General features: G+C 36.6%; 3 protein-coding genes. All 3 read left to right on the top strand.

The features are described from left to right. Positions 1 to 61 precede the first annotated feature (61 nt). Genes BC781_RS08600 through BC781_RS08590 form a run of 3 tightly spaced genes read left to right on the top strand, consistent with a single transcriptional unit; the run spans position 62 to position 19748 of the window. A complete protein-coding gene (locus BC781_RS08600; RefSeq protein ID WP_158281426.1) occupies positions 62 to 12355 on the top strand; it encodes a T9SS type A sorting domain-containing protein in 12294 nt (4097 codons plus the stop codon). 39 nt (positions 12356 to 12394) lie between these two features. Next, positions 12395 to 18181, top strand: a complete 5787-nt coding sequence (locus BC781_RS08595; RefSeq protein WP_109616832.1) for a T9SS type B sorting domain-containing protein — start codon at positions 12395 to 12397, stop codon at positions 18179 to 18181. 25 nt (positions 18182 to 18206) lie between these two features. Then, the gene (locus tag BC781_RS08590; protein WP_109616831.1) at positions 18207 to 19748 is read left to right on the top strand and encodes a PorP/SprF family type IX secretion system membrane protein; all 1542 of its coding nucleotides are present in this window, start codon (positions 18207 to 18209) and stop codon (positions 19746 to 19748) included. The last annotated feature ends 70 nt before the right edge of the window (positions 19749 to 19818 follow it).

Below are 19818 nucleotides of genomic sequence, written 5' to 3'. Positions count from 1 at the left end.
AAGATCAATGGTAAAAAGGTTTTTTTATTTTTCGAAATACTTTTTGTTTCTCTTTTTTAGCATGCTAAATGTAAACCTATTGTTTGCTCAGTGGGCAGTTAAATTAGAGACCGTAGCTTCAGAGGATTCCCCTCCAATATACGATCTGGTGTTTGAAGGTGAAATTATAGATCAGGGAACTACAACAGCGTCTAATTACTCTATCACATCTTCAACATTGGGGCTTGAAGTAAATGGTAGTTCTGTATCTGTAGGTAGTGAGATTTCAGATCCTACACAACTGTATCTTAAAGGAGGATTTAGTATTAGTTCATCTCTAAAATTTCTATTTTCTTGTGGTCCACAAAACCATACAGGATATACAAGTTCAAAAGCTATTAATACTAGTTTAAATCCATCTTTAACAAAAACAGTTACTCAGTCAGCTACAGGTTCTTTAACCAAACTTTACAAAGCAGCAGAGTTCTGCGATTTCAATACAGGTCCGAAAGAAGAGTTGACAGTGGGATTTTTTGGTAAACTGACAGCAACTTTTTGGGTCGAACCTACAGAAAGCTTTGAAGGCGAAATAGACCTACCTATAGGCGACCAATGTTGGAATAGTCAATTTGGTGTAGAATTTACGGGTTCAGATGCATATGATCAGTATTTGACCTGGGAAGTACAGGACGTTGATGGCTCTTGGATCGAATTTGCAAGTGGAATGGCAAATCCAAGTTTGGATTTGTCTGAAGAAGGTACTTTAAGACAAAACAACACCTTAGTTGAAGAAGGTGATATTGATATTAGAGTATATGTACCAAATAATGTAGGTTCATTTGGGATGGGAACTCAAACGATTAGTCTTAAAAAACCCTTACCAAAATTAAAAAGTGTAACTACAATAGCACCAGAATGTAAAGGGGGGACAAATGGAGAGATTCACATAGAGTTTGAATCTCCATTTCCTAGTAACTTTGAAGTAACAGGTTTTGTATTACGTCCAACCAAGAGTCTTTGTGACTATTTTTCTGAAATTGCTAAATCCCCTAATCCTAATGATCCTGATCCTCAAAATTTGTCATCAGTTCTTGTTGCTGGACAAGTGTATAATTTGACAGAAAATGGACTAAAAAATTCTAGTTCTATTGTTCTAAAAGGAGACGAAACACAGATTCTGACACATTTAGAATCGTATGAAACATTAGAAATTGGTGAAGGAGAATTTACAATATTATATGAGTCTTCAAATCCTGCCTATTGTTTTGAAAAAGGCTCATGTAGTGATGGTGAATATACTGGAGGTTATTATATACAAGAGTCAATAGAGATTAATACGATTGATTATCATCAGGAATTGAAAACGGGTATTGATGAGCTTGAAGTGAGCTTAAGTAGCATAGCTCCAAATTGTTTGAATGTTACAGATAATTCAGTTGAATTAACTACAAATTATGATTCAGAATATTTTACACTTGTTTTTAATGAATTATCTAGTACCGAATATAAATTGATATCAATTGAAACATTATCCTCGTTTACTGCTGATGAAAGTAATTATAAAGCAACAATAAATGGGAATTCAACTTTAGGTTTTTTCGAAACGGAGGAGAGCTATCTAGCAATTCTCATAGATAAGTGTGTTTACATTAACATTCCTAAGGATAGTGAAGGGAATGTCTTTACTCTTAATCAAGTTTATGATCCTACAGAATTAACATATTTAGCTAATCTAAGTGATGCTATCGGAAAAACTGAGGTTATAACATTAACGGAATCTACAAGTACACCAAGCATTACACTAAATGATTTAACAAATGTGGCTTGTTATGGGGGAAATAATGGAGAATATAAGTTTAACTTGGTTAATTTTTTAGGAAACCCTAGTTATCAACTTTATAAGGATAATGCTAAGGTTACAAAGACTGTTTCATTTTCCAGTGGTCTTGGACAAATTACAGGCCTTGAAGTAGGGAACTATACTATCGTAGTAAGAGATGATTGTCAATCAGATGTAGGGTTTCCTAATACTTTTACTGAAACTGAAGGTTTAGTATCACTTAGTTTCTCTATAACAGAGCCATCATCTCCATTATCAGTGAAATTCGAAGGAAGAGATTATACAAGTACTTCAAATGATATTAATAAAAAGGTTTGTATAGGAGAATCTTATACTTTTGGCTATAGCATAAATGCAAATGGAAGCGGAGGAACTTCAGGGGTAAGTGTTGAAGTGAATGATGAAGCGTATACTGAAGGAAATATAAGCTTAAGTGCAGGTGAAAATACAGTAATATTCACCTCGAATAGTTGTAGCTCGTCGATTACTTTTAATATTGCTATAACTGAATATACGGCACCTAGTCTGACACTTACACCTATTGATGTACAAGGATGTTTTGGTGGTAATAATGGTGCTATAGAGATTGCATTAGAGGTTGACGAGGACGATCCAGGTACTTATTCTTATAAGTTAGATGGAACTACTCCAAGCTATGAGTTTACTGATAATTCTATTTCAGATCAAAAGAAAGCTTGGACAGCACGTTTGACTGAATTTTCATCTGGAACTTTTACAGTAAATGCTACAGGAGGCTGTATAAGTAGTTCTTTGTCTGAATCTGCTACAATTAATGAACCTGTGCAATTGAGTATTACGAATTTAAGTTCGAGTGATCCAACGATTGTAGGAGGGAATAATGGGCAGATTACTTTTATGGTAAATGGAGAAGGTGAAGATAATGGAAGTGGAGTTAATCGAATCATATCATTTACGAGCTTACCTAATGGTTTTGGAATAGTACATGATTCTGGAAATTCATATAAGTTAGATCCTTTAAGTAGTAATACAACAATAGAGCTTAGTGATAATTCAAGTAAAATAATTACAGTAACTGATCTCGTTCCTCATACTTATACTTTTCATTTGTATTCTGCAAGTTTAAGTGATTGTAAAACAGATAGTAAATCATTGACAGTACTTGAGAATAGTAATGAGCCAACATTGTCTGTAGCAGGTACAACAAGAGAAATTCTTAATGAGATAGTGACTACTCATGTCGATGGGCGAAAAGATGTAAGCAAGTTTGGTGAAAAGGCTGAGATAAAGTTTACCATGAGTACAGTTACACTTCCTGCTACATTTGAACTAAGGCAATTAGATAGTCATGATGAGGAGAGTGTGATTAGGTCGATAGATGTAGATAATCTGTCTGAAGTGATTACTTTTTCAGATATTATTCCTGGTCAAGAGAATAAATACAGGATTTATGTAAAAGAATCAGTAGGGCAAGTAGATTATGATGGGTATAGATTATTACCACTAACAGATGCTAGTGATGATACTTTTTATTTGACTCAACCAGATGAAATCGTAATAACCACAACAATTACTACTGTAGCTGAAGATATTAACACAAATCCCAGTACGAAATATCAAATTAAATGTAATGGAGGAGTAGCTGATCCTGTGAAAATATCTGTAGAGGGAGGGGAAGCACCTTTTAATATAACGATTACTAAAAGCAACGATATAGCCTATAACTTTACACAAACAGGAGTAGCTGAAGAAAGTGAAATTCAATTATCAAGCTTAACAGAGGGAACATATACTATTTCTGTTACAGATTATAATTCAATAAACAAGCAAATAGATTTTACTTTAGAAGCGCCAGACCAATTAGATATTACATATAGTCACACAGATGCAACTTGTTTCAATAGAAATAATGCTTCTATTTCAATAAGTGGAGTAACAGGAGGAATCGCTCCATATACTGTTGAATTGTATAAAAATGGTAGCTACAATCAGAAAATAGAAAACTTAGCTAGTAGTTCAGCTACACTGTTTGAGGGGCTTTATAGCGGAAATTATACTGTAAAGGTGATTGATTCTGAAAGCTGTAGTATATCAACAAATACAATAACTTTAGGTCAACCCACAAATCCAATAAGCGTAAGCCTTATTGAATCAGTAAAACCCGCTTGTTTTAATGAAAACACAGGAGCTATCAAATTGAATGTGACAGGTGGAACGCCATCTGCTGATGGTAATTATAATGTCTATATTTTTGATGAAAATGGGGAAAGAGTCTTTGATGAAACAACTATCTATACGTTGAATCCTAGCGATCAGTTCGTGAAAGATACAGATGGAAACTCCTTAATTTTTGATTCAGACCAATATAAAATAGTTGTCACAGATGAATATAATTGCTCTTGTGAAGAAGCTATTGATGAAAATTCTCAGAATTTAACACTTAGGGATAATAGTTCACTTATAATTGGTGAGACTGTCGCTGAATTTGATTACGAAGTTGATGCTTTTCCTGCCATACAACTAAATGCAAGTACAATCACACCAAGTTGTAGAGATGCGAGTAATGGTAAGATTGTATTGAATAATATTACAGGGGGGAATCTGGTACATTCCAATGCTTATAGAGTGATAGTCTATCGAAATAATTCAGACGTACCACTCAACTTTAATTTGATAGATGGTGAATATGTATATGATGCATCAAGTTCTGCTGCTGCAATAGCTTATGTAAATGGAAGTTTAAATATCACTGGCTTAGAGCAAGGAACTTACCAGTTGGAGATAGGGTATATGTTAGAGAATGGTGAGTTTTGTTTTCAACCTTCCGAATCAGTAACTATTAATCAAGCTCCAATTGTTACTTTAACACAAGAAAGCTATATGCTTACAGATGTATCTATTTGTCATGGGCAAAATAATGGGCAAATAGACTATTCGATTCGTTCTAGTTTGGCAGATAATCGAAATTTAATCTTTGAGCTTATAAAAAATGAGGAAGTAATAAGAACTATAGATGATAAGGTAAATGATACAACAAACCCTATTCAAGTTAGTTTTCAAAACTTAGGAGAAGGAAGTTATACAGTTAAAGTTTATTTAGAATGTTTTAGTGTATTAATAGAAGAAACATTAACCTCATCTACATTTCAAATCTCAGAACCATCTGAATTAATTTTAACAGAAGTACTTGCACAACATCGAGAGGTTAGCCTTAAAAATGCTAGAGATGGGGTGATGGAGTTGAGCATTTCAGGAGATGGAGACCCTACAGAGGGAAGGGTTTTATGGATTGATGATTTGGAGGAAGGTTACGGTTTTGAGTTAGTTTCTTCAAATACATATAGACTAACAGAAGCAGGGGCTGATAGCATTTATATTTCTAATAATTCAGAACTCATCATTCGTATTGAAGAATTATATGAAGGAAGCTATAATGTAATGTTAGCTTCAGCAACAACATTGAGCTGTAGTACAAGTGTAACTGTCAACATAGATGCTCCAAATCAACCTTCAATGAGTTTTGAGGCTTCATCTACTCGTGTAGCTTTAGATCAAATATTGACAACCCGCCCAACTTATGGTTATGAAGACTATGATGTAGTTGAACCTGGTGACTTAGGGAGTATTCGCTTTAAGATGGGTACCGTTATCACTCCTGCTCAACTAGAGCTTAGGTCTGCCTCTGATACAAGTTATACGTTACTATCTGCAATCTCTGACTCAGTGACGGTTTCAGGAATAGATCCCGGAGTGGCTTACGAGTTATTTGTACGCGAAAATTCAGATGTTGAGACATTAAATTATGATGGATTTAGGTTGCTACCTATTGAAGAAGAAGTAAGTTCTTTTGAATTAAGAGAGCCAGCTCCTTTAGCTATTGTAGTCGATTCTTTGACTACTGATTCACAATTAGCGATTTCATGTTTTGAAGGTTTAGCCGACTCCATTGCAGTAGAAGTATCGGGAGGAGTTCCGCCATATACGGTAGAAGTGTTCTCTGATGAAATAACCGTTGGTTTAAGTAATGTACAAAGCGATACTTTTATTTTGAACCAACTAACAGAGGATACGTATTCTGTACAGATCACAGATGCTAATGGCTACGATTCTACCTTCACTCATGCTTTTGAAATAAATGATCCCGATCAGATAGAACTGTTTTATAGTTTAAGAGAGGTCAACTGTAATGGTGATGCCAATGGTATAGTCTATATCGATAGTATTAAGGGAGGAACGAAACCTTACACGATAAACTTGAGAAAAGATGGTAATATAGTTAGTAGTAGGACCAATAATAATGGAAATGCCATTGCACAATTCTCAGGGCTAATAAGTGGTAGTTATCAGATTGAGATAATTGATGCTGCAGCTTGTACCACGTTTCTTGTAAATGGAGAACAAAGTACTTCTTATGAAGTAGAAATTCTTCAGCCCAAAAAACTCAAGGTTGTACTTTTGGAATCGATAAAACCTGAATGTTTAGGAGAGTTTACAGGTGGAATTCGACTGAAAGTTGAAGGAGGAAGACCTTGGAATGGTAGAGAGTATAAGGTGTATAGTAGTCTGGTAGAAGATACAAGCTTGCCAAACCAATATTACACTGTTGATACACTTACATATAATGTTGTGGATGGAGAAGGTGATCACCTAGTTTTTGATTCTTTAGAATACTATCTAACGGTTACTGATAGCCTTGCTTGTCCGTGTGAAATTGTAGATAAAGAAAATGCCTATCCAAATGAAGTAGTGTTGGATAATAGAACCTCCGATCATCTATTTGAATTTGCATATAAGGTAGCTTCTTACCCAAGAATAAGCTTATCAACTTCTCAAGATGGGCCATTCTGTTATGGGGCTAATGATGGAGTTTTCCATATCAGAAATATATCTGGAGGCAGCCCTTCTATAGTGGGGGATTATACCATCTCAATTAGGAGTGGAACAGATACGCTTACTTTCTCTGAAAACCCAGATGGAAGTTATGTTTATGACTCAAATGCGACTACTACTTTATTGAATTATAGTGACAGTCTAGACCTTAGTGGTTTTGTGGCAGGGGATTATCAGTTTGATGTTTACTATGATATCTCAGAAGACCAACTGTGTAAAGATGATTCTGTCTTTAGTTTTAGGTTCGAAGGACCTGAGCCAATCACAAGAATGAATGAAAATTTTGGAGCTCCAATATGTAATGACGGTTATGATGCAACTTATACTATAAATCTAAATGGGGGTCGAAGTGAAGACTATCAAATACTACTCTCAGAGCAAGAATTTGATGGAAATAAATCCAATTTTAACTGGACAGATTTAACAATTTCAGATTCGATTCTGATAGATTTTTCATATCAAAGAGTATCGGAGGATTTCAAAGTATATGCGTCATGGAATGATTCTAATAGTTTAAAGATTTATGGATTAAAAGGTGGAGAAGACTTTAATTTTTACGTCAGAGATCGAATCTATTTTGATCAAAACAATGAAGATAAAGCAGAATATAACTTAGGAAGTTGTGAAGAATTGTTTGAATTCACAACGGAAAATGCCAATGAGATAGCTTACCAATTGACAGATAAAGAAGACTTAAGTTGTTATGAAGGAGGTGATGGTCAGTTAGGTTTTGAAATTATTGGAGGAGATAATGATCGATTATATACAATTACCTTATCAAATAATTCTCAAGATTACCAATTCGTTGATATTCCGCTTAACACGAAAGTGATTTTTACAGATTTAGCTGCTGGAAAATATACGGTACTCATAGAGGACTCATTAGGCTGTAGTGTTAGCTCTAATGATATACAATTAAGTCAGCCCAACCTTAATCGAATTGTTGAAATTAGATCACAACTTCAAGCCTGTGATATTTATACTTTAGAAGTACGAATGGACGGAAACCCTTCCAACTATGATTTTGAAGTATCAACAACGCCTGATTTTGAAATCGAAAATACGAGTTCATACACTTCACACCTTATAGAAAATATAGGGGTAGGAGATTATTGGGTGAGAGCAATCAATACTGAAAATGGAAGTTGTTTTGTCGAAGACTCTATTTCTTTATTAGCTCAAAGTTTTGTAATCAGTAGTGTTGAAGGAGAGTCTATGGATGATGTTCAACAGATTCAACTATCATGTTTTGGAGATCTGACAGATGTCCATCTAGAAGTTGTTGAAGGAAACGTTGGACAAGTCGAATATGCAATGTTTGAAGATGCTGATGGAAACAACATCATTGAGAGTTGGACTTTAACAAATTCTTTTGAGTTGGGGGAAGGGACATATTACTTTAGAGCTAAGGATAGTTTTGATTGTCTTTCTGAAGTATTTGAGCTTCAGATTACAGCCCCAGAACAGTTAATAGTAGATCATATTGTAATTGAAGATGCTGCATGTTCAAATGCAGCTAATGGAGTGTTATCATTTAACTTGACAGGAGGGGTAAGTCCTTATTTAATTCAAATAGGGGACTTGAGTTTTAATGTAAACGAAGATGATTTAATAGCGAATACATTTACTATTTATAATTTAGAAGAAGGCATACATACTTTACGCGTTGTAGATGATTCTTTATGTTCCATTTCTCAAGAAGTTACAGTAGAAACAACGGACGAGTTATCAATTAATCTTTTGGAAGTCACTCCTGATTATTGCCAGTTTAATAATGGCGGAGGAAAATTAGGTGTCGAAGGAAATTTATCCACAATAAATTGGTCGTATCAACTAGATCAAATTGGGGCTCAAAAAAATAGCTTGTTTGTTGACTTAGAATGCAATTTTGATGGTTTAGCTGCTGGAGATTATATTTTCTTTGCAGAAGATGATTCCACGACATGTTCCGTATCACTTTTAGTATCTATACCTTCAGAAGATGCTTTTAGCTTTTCTTTTACACCAATAGACCTAGCGGCATGTGGAGAGGCTAATGGGACAGGAGTTATAGAAGTCATTTCTTCTGATGTAATTGAAAACAGTTATGAAATCATAGATTTAGATGAAAGTCTAAGTTTAGACTCAGCAAATTCTACTTTAGGGTTATTTTATATCTCAGGTCTTTCAGCAGGAGTCAATTATCCTATAACAATAAATGCAGAAAGCAATTGTAGTGTAGCACAATATATCTCAATTGGAAGCATTGATGGCCCAAGCCTTTTTGATTCATCTTTAGTAAGCTCACCAACATGTGAGCTTTCAAACGGAACTTACAGTATCAGTTTTACTGGAGGTTCTGCTCCATATCAAATTACAAGCCTATCAAATGGTGCATCTATTTCCAAAGCATCTGAAATTGTATCTGAAGAATCGGTACTGATTTCGAAACTTGGAGCAGGGACACATTATGTTAGTTTTTCAGATAGTAGAGGATGTTCAAACACTTTGAGCTTTACAATAGAGTCTGTTAGAGAAGAGTTTGGTTCTCATACATTTGAAAAAACACCTTCGCATTGTGGTCAAGCAGATGGATCAATTGTTTTCTTACCCGATAATGCAGAGGATTACACCGCAAGTGAATACGTTTGGTATTCGGAAGAGTGGCAGCAAATTGCTTTGGGCAGTAGCATTTCAGATATCTCAGCTGGAGTTTATTATTTAGAAATACGTAGAGCAGACTCTTGTGGAGATACACTTCAGGTTTCATTAGCAGATTCAGAAGTACAGCCACAAATTACAAATGTTGAGACAACGGTATCTGCTTGTAATAAGGCTATAGGTACAGCGAAGGTAAGTTCAACATTGAATGTAACTACAGCTTTGGCTTATGTTTGGTTTAACTTGAACGGGGACGAAATTGCAGAGACTCAAGTAGATTCTTTAACTTCTCTTTCTGCTGGTGAGTATAGTGTTAAACTTTTAGATCAAAATGGTTGTGAGAGTGAACGATTCTACTTCTCAATTACAGAAATGGAAGCGATGGAAGTTGTGTCTGTTTCTCTAAAAGATGTGAGTTGTAATGGAGGAAATGATGGTTCCATTTCAGTAGATATAACAAAAGGTTTAGCTCCTTATCGCTATAGTTGGGATGGCGGGGCTTTTGTAGAAGGTCTTTCTACAAAAGAAAATTTAGCAGCAGAAACACATAGTTTACAAGTTCTTGATGCCAACAATTGCTTATTTGAAATTACAACAGCATCTAACATTTTAGTGATCAATGAACCTAATATCTTAAGTGTATTTGCAGAGTCGCAAGACCTAAGTTGTTTTGGAGGAGAAAATGGACAAGCTACTTTGTCTTATTTTGGAGGAACACCACCATATGCTTTCAAATGGTATAATGAAAGTTTAGAGACAATAGCGACAACTGAGCAAGTGAATGATTTAGCAGTAGGAAAATATTTCATAGAAATTCAAGATGCGAATAATTGTTTAGCGCTAGATAGTATTGAACTTATTGCTCCAGACTCTTTAGAACTGACTTTAGTAGCTGTACTATCACCTTCTTGTACAGAGGGGAGTGATGCAACAGCAAGTGTTCAGGTAAGTGGAGGTACATTGCCTTATACGTATTTGTGGGATAATGGTGAGACTACCTTACTCGCAGATTCATTAACAAGTGGAATACATAGTGTTACAGTTATGGATGCAATGCGTTGTTCAAAAACACTAGAAGTAAGTATTCCTGAAAGATCGCCTATTACATATGATTATGAAGTGACAGACCCTCTATGTGAAGGAGACAATAATGGTACATTAACATTGAATATATCTGGAGGAGCAGGAGAGTACTTTGTTGATTGGGGAAATGAAGTGATTGGAACAACTCGAACAGGCTTAGGACTAGGAAGCTATACTTTTACAATTACAGATAAGAATGGTTGTCAGCTTACAGATGCTGTAACTATAGGAAACCAACCGACGTCATTAGTTGCAACTTTGGATTCCGTAACGGCATTAAGTTGCTATGGTGGAGCTGATGCTGCTATCAAAATAGCAATAGAAGGAGGTACAGCACCATATCAAGTTTCTTGGAGTAATAATAAAAGAGGGACGAATATTAGTGGTTTAACATCAGGGACTTACATCGCTACAGTTACAGACAGTCAGAATTGTCAAACTACATTATCAGTAGTAGTAGCCGAGCCAGAGGGAATAACTATTGTTATCCCAGATTCTTTAAAACAGCAACCAAGTTGTTATGGTGGAACAGATGGAATGATTACCCCACTTGTAAGCGGAGGTGAAAAACCCTATACATTTACTTGGAGCAATGCAAGTAAAGATAGTATTGCAACTCAATTAATTTCGGGAGTGTATAGCCTTACAGTTCAAGATGTAAATGGTTGTAGTTCCTTCTTTTCAAATATAAAACTGGGAGAGCCAGAACAAATTGTTTTAGCTCTAGATAGCCTTCAAGAACCTTTGTGTGTAGGGGCTAGTAATGGAGAGATTTATTTAAGTGCCTCAGGTGGAGATGGTCAGTATGAATTTGTATGGGAAGATAGCTTAATCGCGAGTTCACGCACAGACCTATCTGCTGGTAAATATGTAGTAACCGTTTATGATGGCGAAGGTTGTAGTGATGAGTTGATAGTAAGATTGACTGACCCTGAACCTCTCAACCTTTCTATTTCCCCAACTATGCCAATTTGTTTTGAATCGTGTAGTGGACAAGCTGAGGCGGTTGTTACGGGAGGTACTGCACCTTATACATACACATGGTCTTCGGGGAGTAAAACTCAGCAAGCGACTGACTTGTGTGAAGGAACCTATACGCTGATTGTTCAAGATGCAAATGGCTGTGAGGTGGAAGGAAGTGTGACCTTAATCGATCCTGCACCACTTGAAATTACTGAAATAGAATTAGAATACACTTTATGTGAAGGACAAGAGTTAGTACTGAATCCTGATGGTTATGCGAGTTATCAATGGACTTCTGTAAACGGACTAGACTATTATAATTCTGAAATTGTGCTTACCGAAGCAGGAACATATACTTTAAATGTATCTTCTGAAGATGGTTGTTTAGCTGAAAAAAGCTTTACCCTAAATTACCTTGAAAATACATTAGAGACTGATTTTGTGATTAGTTCAGAAGCTGTAGTTGGAGATACTGTAGTTTTTGTAGACGTCACTTGGCCTAGAACAGATAATGTGACATGGAGTTATCCAGAATCGGATAAAGTAGAAATTTTAGAAACAGATAGTATTCATAGGCAAGAAGTCATTTTTAGTGAAGAGGGAAGTTATGAGTTTACAATGTACGTAGCTTCTGAGCTAGGTTGTGTAGACAGTGTGACTAAATGGGTTGAAGTTGTAGCAAGTTCTGATATAGAAACGAATACACGTAAACAAGAAAACGACAGTAATATTATTAATATACAGGCTAAGCCAAATCCTGTTTCAAATCTTCTGAGTGTAAAAGTAGATTTAGAAAAAGCAGAACCAGTACGCCTTATACTGAGGGGAATGCTTGGTCGTGTCTATTTTGAATATCTCGAAAACAGTGGAAGTACACAGGTGAGTACAGAATGGGATGTAAGTCAACTTCCAACAGGGATGTATATTATAGAAATCATTAGTGTAACAGAACGTAGTAGTAGGAAAGTATCTAAATATTAGTGTTTAAGACATTTTTTCAGATAAGAAGCATTTAGTGAAATGAGGAAGATATTTTTTGTGATTTTTCTATTGTTAAGTAAGCTTACTTTTGGACAAACATTTAGTTATGACAATAGTGTTTCTTTGCCTGCCGTAGAGAAAGCAAATGCCCTGTGGTTGGACTACAATCTTGATGGCAATATGGATGTGTTGATTACGGGAATGCAAGGGAGTACACCAATTACTTATCTATATAGAAATAATGGAGATGGCTCTTGGGATAATGTGACTTCTGGATTACAACAGATCTATGAAGCAGAATTAGCAGTTTCAGATATAAATAATGATGGCTATCCCGATTTTGCAATGGCAGGGAAGAGTGTTTCCAATGAACCTATAAGCAGAGTTTATCTGAATAATGTAGGATTAGGTTTTACAGAGGTAGATTTAGGAGTAGATTTAGCTCAAGGTGGTTTGTGTTGGGTAGATTTAGATCGGGATGGAATTGAAGAACTAATACTTAGTGGTTTTGATGAAAACTTCAACCTATACACAAAGCTTTTAAAATATAACGGGACTACATTCGAGGAACAAGAACATAACTTACCCGCAATTTCTTATGGGCAATTTAAAGCGATGGACTATGATCAAGATGGAAATTTTGAGATTTTAGTTACAGGAACAAATGACAATTTTTCCCTCGAAAGTAGCCTGTATGAACATGATGGTAATTTCTCATTTTCAAATACCAATCAATCTTTTACACCCATCGCTTCTTCGGGTAAAATTGAGCTATTAGACTGGAATATTGATGGCTTTACAGATGTAATTTTAGCGGGGTTTAGTAGTACCAACGAATTTGTAAAACTCTATGAAAATCAATCAGGTCTTGGATTTACAGAAGTGTTTGAATTTGATGCTACCCAAGATGTAGCCATCGAAGTTTTAGATTATGATTATGATGGAGATGTCGATGTCTTTCTATCAGGAGATGAGTCAGGCAGTATTACTGCAAAAGTATACCGAAATGACCTTTCTACTTTCTCTATTCAAACAGCAGACTTCCCAGATGTAACCTCTGGAGTTATTCGGAAGGCAGATTACAATGCTGATTACAAAAATGATCTGCTTATCACAGGAAAAGGCGATGGGGGGAATTTTACTTACCTCTATCAGAATGTGGGAGCAAGCTCGAATACAGCACCTTCAGCACCTTCAAATCTAAATGCCGCAGTTAATCTAAATGATGTAAGCCTTAGCTTTTCAGTTGAAGGGAATGATGACTTAACACCATTATCCGCTTTAGCTTATAGTTATTATGTCGGGACAACGACAGGGAGTGCAGATATTCTTTCACCTTTAGCCGATTTGAATACTGGTTACCGGTACTCTTCAGGGCTTTCTTCTACTCAGTTTTCAGGTCAAGAACTTCGCTTAGAAAATTTAGCCGAAGGACAATATTATTATGGGGTACAGAGTATTGATCAAGATGGTGTAGGTTCAGCTTTTTCGACGGAGGATTCTTTTATCATCTGTGATAAAGCCGACTTAGGAGATGATTTTTCTGTTTGTGTAAATACTGAGATTATACTCAATGAGGGTACTACCGATGATGTTGTCAATTGGTATAACCTAGCTGATCATAGTTTGATTTCTTCAGGCAATGAACTTACAATGAGCATTTCAGAAAAAGTTGAAATTGAAGTCCAAGTGCTCAAGCCCCTAGGTTGTGTTGTAAAAGATACAATAGAGGTAGATGTATTTGTTCAAGAAGAATTGAGTTTAGGTAGTGATTTAGAAGTTTGTGAAGGAGAGGAAGTGTCTTTTGATCTTTCCTCAGATCATTGGGAAAGTATTCAGTGGATTGATGTTGATCCTGATACGGTGTTAGCAACTACGGCAAGTTTAAACATTCAAATTTCAGCAGATAGAACTGTGAGAGTTGAAACGACAGATGCCAACGGTTGTACTTATTCAGATGAGATTACTATTACTAAAAAAGATTTACCTGTACCTGACCTTGGTGATGATTTAAGCTTTTGTGAAGGAGAAACGATGGCATTTGACTTGAGTACTGCATCTTACGAAACGATTGAGTGGTACAATATTGATACAGGTGAAAGACTATCTACAGAAAATGTTTTTTCTTACACGGTTACAGAGAGTTTTAATCTTGAAGCTGTAGTTACTCAAAATGCTTGTAGCAGTAGAGATACAATTGCAGTCACTAAAAATAATCTACCCGATGTGAATTTAGGGGCAACACCTTACGTCTGCCAATATGAGACTCACACCTTTGATCTGAGTGATGAGGGTTGGGATGAGATTAAATGGTATTTTACTTCAGACCATAGTTTGCAGTCAACGGAAGCCATTTGGTCATTTGATGTAGAGACAGATACAGAGGTGACTGTAGTGGTCAGTAACGAAAATGGTTGTGTAGACTCAACTTCAATTTGGGTAAGAGCATATGATAAGCCAAGGGTTGATATTGGCGATGAAATAGAAGTCTGTAATGGAGAGAGCTATACCTTTGACCTCAGATTGGAGAATTGGGAAAGCGTGAGTTGGAGACTGCTTGATAATGATTCAATAGTAGGAACTGACGCTCAACTGGAAATTTTACCGATCGAAGACATTCAGATAGAGGTGACAGTAACGGATGCCAATACCTGTAATGCAAAAGATACAGTGTGGCTCAGAAAGTTAGAGGAAGTAAATGTCGAATTGGGAGAAGACTTTTCTCAATGTGAAAATACAACTTACACATTTGATCAAACCGAAGAAGCTTGGGCATCCTTAAAGTGGATTTCATTGCCATCAGGTTTAGAACTAGGAACAGAAGAAACTTATACGCACACATTTACTTCAGCATCTATGATTATGCTAGAAGTAATAGATAATAAAGGTTGTGTAGGGCGTGATACCATTACGCTAGAAGTGGATGAGCTTCCAGTGGTTGAATTGGGGGAGAATCCTTGGATATGTACATCTGAAACGATTACACTCGACTTGAGTGCTGAAAGTTACGCAAGTGTAAGTTGGTATGATGCCACAGCTGATACCTTGCTTTTAGATGCTGCCAGTTTGAGTATCACACCAAGTGCAGCTATGGATATAAAAGTCATAGTTACTTCTGAAGAAGGTTGCGAAAGCAGTGACGAATTGACCGTCAATGTGTATGAATTGCCAGCGATAAGTCTAGGGGAAGATCAAGAAGTATGTGATGAAGAGATTACAACTTTTGATCTGACCATATATGACTATCAAACAATAGTTTGGCGAAATATTCTAACAGATTCCATACTTGGGAATGAGCCAGATTTAAGCCTTGAGATTACAGAAGATATTTTACTGGAAGTGAGCGTAACCGATGAAAATAGTTGTGTAAACTACGATACGGTTTTTATCGATCACCTTGAACTTCCTGTCATAGATTTAGGAGAAGATCGAAATGTCTGTCTCAATCAGTTTACCCAAATAGATTTAAGCACAGAAGGATACGCAGAAGTAAATTGGTATGAAAAAGGAAATCCTCTTGCTTTAAGTCTAAACTCAGATCAGTTTACTTACGAAGTAACAGAAACTTTGGAACTAGTCGCAGAAGTATTCAATGCTAAATCTTGTGTAAGCTATGACACACTACTAATTCGTCCAATAACCTTACCCGAATTTGATCTTGGTACAGATACAGCTTTGTGTTTTCAAGAAGTATTACATTTAGACTTAAATACACTGGATGCAGCAAGTTATGAATGGGAAAGTACAAAGCTAGGTGTAATTTCTACAGAAGCCGAGATGAGTTTAGAAGTACTTGAAAATGATACCATTTACCTTACAGCTTTCAATGAGTCAAGCTGTCGATATAGTGATACACTCTTTTTGGAGATGCGATCATTACCAACTTTTAACCTAGGAGCCGATACTACGCTTTGTGATGGTGGAACGGTATTGCTTTATGGGCCAACAGGAATGAGCAGTGTAGAATGGTTTGACCTAAGTACGAGTGCAAGTTTAGCCTCTACTTGGTTTTATGAACACGAAGTAAATTCCTCACAAGAAATTGTTTGCTTAGCTACAGACCCAAATGGTTGTCAGTATGCCGATACCATTAAAGTAGCTATGGAAACACTTCCTCAGCCAGATTTGGGAAATGATTTGTCGATCTGTTATGGCGATAGTATTCGCTTGAGTTTGGGGGAGAGTTGGACAAGTATTCAGTGGTCGTCAGCATTTGAGGGAGATTTAGGAGCTAGTGAACAGCTCACAAAAACAATCTTTGAAGATGAAACAATCTATGTAGAAGTAAGCTCTGCTTTGGGTTGTGTGGGGCGTGATACCATAGAAATTAAGGTATTGGACTTGCCAATATTTAGCTTGGGAGCTGATACGGCAGTTTGTGACGGAGAGACTTTGGTATTGAATACGGTATCTAGTGCCGCAGAGACAAAATGGTCTACAAAACAGTTGGGCATTCTAACCGAAACTTCGAGTCAGTTAGTGTGGACAGTTACACAAACAGATACGCTTATTGCAGAAGCGATGAGTGAAGCGGGCTGTGTATATGCAGATACCATTGTTATTCAGAAATTAGACTTACCATCTTTCAATCTAGGAGAGGATCAAGCAATTTGTTATGGACAAGAACTTAACTTGAGCCTTTCAGATGAATTTTTACAAGTGAATTGGTATGACTCAACTAAGCTGATACAAGCCAATAATTCAAACTTGAACTATACCATTTTTTCAGATGAAACGATTATTGCAGAGGTATTTTCTTCGGCAGGTTGTGTTTACTATGATACCTTACAAGTTTCTGTAATCGATCTACCTCAAGCGCAAGCAGGAGATGATAAAGATATATGTTGGGGATCACAAGTAGAGATTGGACAAGCCTTGACCAATTATGACCGTACGGATTATCAATTCAGTTGGTCTCCTTCCAATAACCTATCTGATCCTCATATCTCCAATCCGATTTTTACAGGTGACAGTACACAAACCTATGTATTGGAAATCAGAACAGCAGAAGGTTGTATCGGTCTTTATGATACAATGACTGTAAGGGTTAATGAGAAAGTAATTGCCGATGCAGGTGAGCATCACGCAATCTGTTGGGGTACTTCAACTACTTTAGGTGGCGCTACAGTAGGAACAGGAGGTGAAGGCTATTTTGTATACGATTGGAGTCCAAGAGAATTTTTAGATGATCCTAATGTGGCTAATCCAGTAGCTACGCTAGAAGAAACGACAACGTTCCAAGTAATCGTTTATTCTGGGCAATGTATTCCAGATACGGCAAGTATCACCATAGAAGTCATTGATTTACCAGAGCCTAAGGCAAGTGAAGATGTAACGATCGGGCAAGGAGCAACAACCACGCTTACAGCCGAAGGAGGACTCTATTACCTTTGGTCACCAAATTACAATATTGATGACCCAACTTCCCCAACACCTATTGTAAATCCTCAGGTAAACACCACTTATGTGGTAACGGCCTACAATCAATTTGGCTGTGAAGCAACAGATTCGGTAACAGTCTTTGTAGAAAATGAATTGTTTATTCCGAATCTTTTTACGCCAAATGGAGATGGACAGAATGATACATTTAAAGTTTATGGTTTTGGTATTCAAAATCTTGAACTCAAGGTGACCGATAGATACGGAAAATTGGTATATCAATCTTCCAATACCTCAGATATTTTAGAGAATGGATGGGATGGTACCGTAAATGGAATTGCAGTAGAAAGCGGGATCTATTTCTGGTATATAGAAGGCTCTTTTATGGATAATAGTCCTTTATCATTCAGAGGAAAGCAATCAGGAACGATAAACTTAGCAAGATAACTAGACAGCAGACTGATTTTTTAATATGAAGAATTTGACTATGAAGCAGTTGAAAACAGACCGTCGTTATAAGAGATACAGCATATCTATCATGATAAGCTTTTCACTGCTTTTTTGCTTATCAGTACAAGAAGGCAAAGCCCAAGCATTACCATTTTTTCAGTTATCAGGCTATGGTTGGGAGCAACTAAATCCTGCGCATCATTTGCTGTTGGAGCGCGGAACATTTCAAGTTTTACACCGAAAGCAAAGTCCTTTGCCTGGGGTAGACTACCGTCAGACTTCAGTCGGTTTTTCATCTCCAATACAAACCAAAACGAGCCAAATCGGACTTTCTGTAAATTACTTGAATGACGATTTTAGTTTAACGGAATATCAGCAAGTCCATTTATTGCAAGCTGCTTTATCTTATGCCTTACCTCTGAATAAGCAACAAAAGTTAGGTTTAGGCTTAAGTACTACATTTTTTCAACAGCAATGGGATTATAACAATTACTCCACAGGTAGCCAATGGGTACCTAATGTTGGTTACGATCCTACTCAAGCTACTGGAGAAGCTTTGTCGGGTACACTTATAGGGAATTACTGGGGATTGAATGCTGGAATGATGTGGTCTTATACACCAAAAAACTACAGTAAACCTAGTGTTTACTTGGGGGTATCTGGTTATTTTCTCAATAAACCAAGTATCGATATTGTGGCGGAAGAAAATGTACTGCAACCCATATACTCGATTCAGGCAGGGAGTAGGCATTTCTTAAACAAAAGCTGGGAGTTGCGTCCTCAATTAGTTTTCAGGCAAGACTATAAAGAAACTTGGATTAGCTTTGGCTCTGATCTGGTTTATCAGTTTGATAATTATAATCCGAATGATCCAATTGGTTCTGGAGCTATAGGTCTTAACCTTAGGGCTGAAAACAGAGGACTAATGGCAGCAGGGATTATGTTCGAACAATCAACTTTTGCTATTGGAGCAAGCTATGAGTTTGTACTTTCATCTGAGGTAGTTAAGCGTCCAGCTTTAGAAGCGGGGATCACTTTATATCCTTTCAGAATGAACAAAAAGAGAAGAGTTGTTCAGCCTAAAAATCAAGTAGATCGAAACTCGGATGAATGGGTGGCATACGAAAGGAAATTTGATCAATTCAATACTCCCCAACCTAAAGAAGAGGTCAAGGAGCCACAGATAGAAATTGCCACAGAAGATGAGATCAAGAGGGCAAAAATGAAGCCGATTAAATATACGCTCTACTTTGAATTCAATAAGATTGTATTAGATGCGATTTCTCAGAAGCAGTTAGATTATACGCTCTTATTATTGAAAGACAATCCTCAGCTTCATGTAGATGTAGTTGGGCACTCAGATAATGTTGGAAGCTTTGAAGCCAAAGAACGTGTAGCTTGGTTTAGGGCAAACTATGTCTATCGTTATTTAAAGAAGAAAGGGATTTCAAAAGAGCAGATGAAATTGATTTCGGAAGCAGACCGAATGCCTATTGTGTCGAATGATACAGCCGAAAACAGGGCTAAAAACAGAAGGGTTGAACTATTGATTTTTGAACCATAAACCCTAAATACTAGACTAAGAGAATAATGATAAAAGCGATTCTCAGATAGAGTTAAAACCAGTATTTAGA

This window comes from Sediminitomix flava (assembly GCF_003149185.1).
Classification (GTDB): Bacteria; Bacteroidota; Bacteroidia; order Cytophagales; family Flammeovirgaceae; genus Sediminitomix; species Sediminitomix flava.
This window is presented reverse-complemented; position numbering and strand designations above follow the sequence as displayed.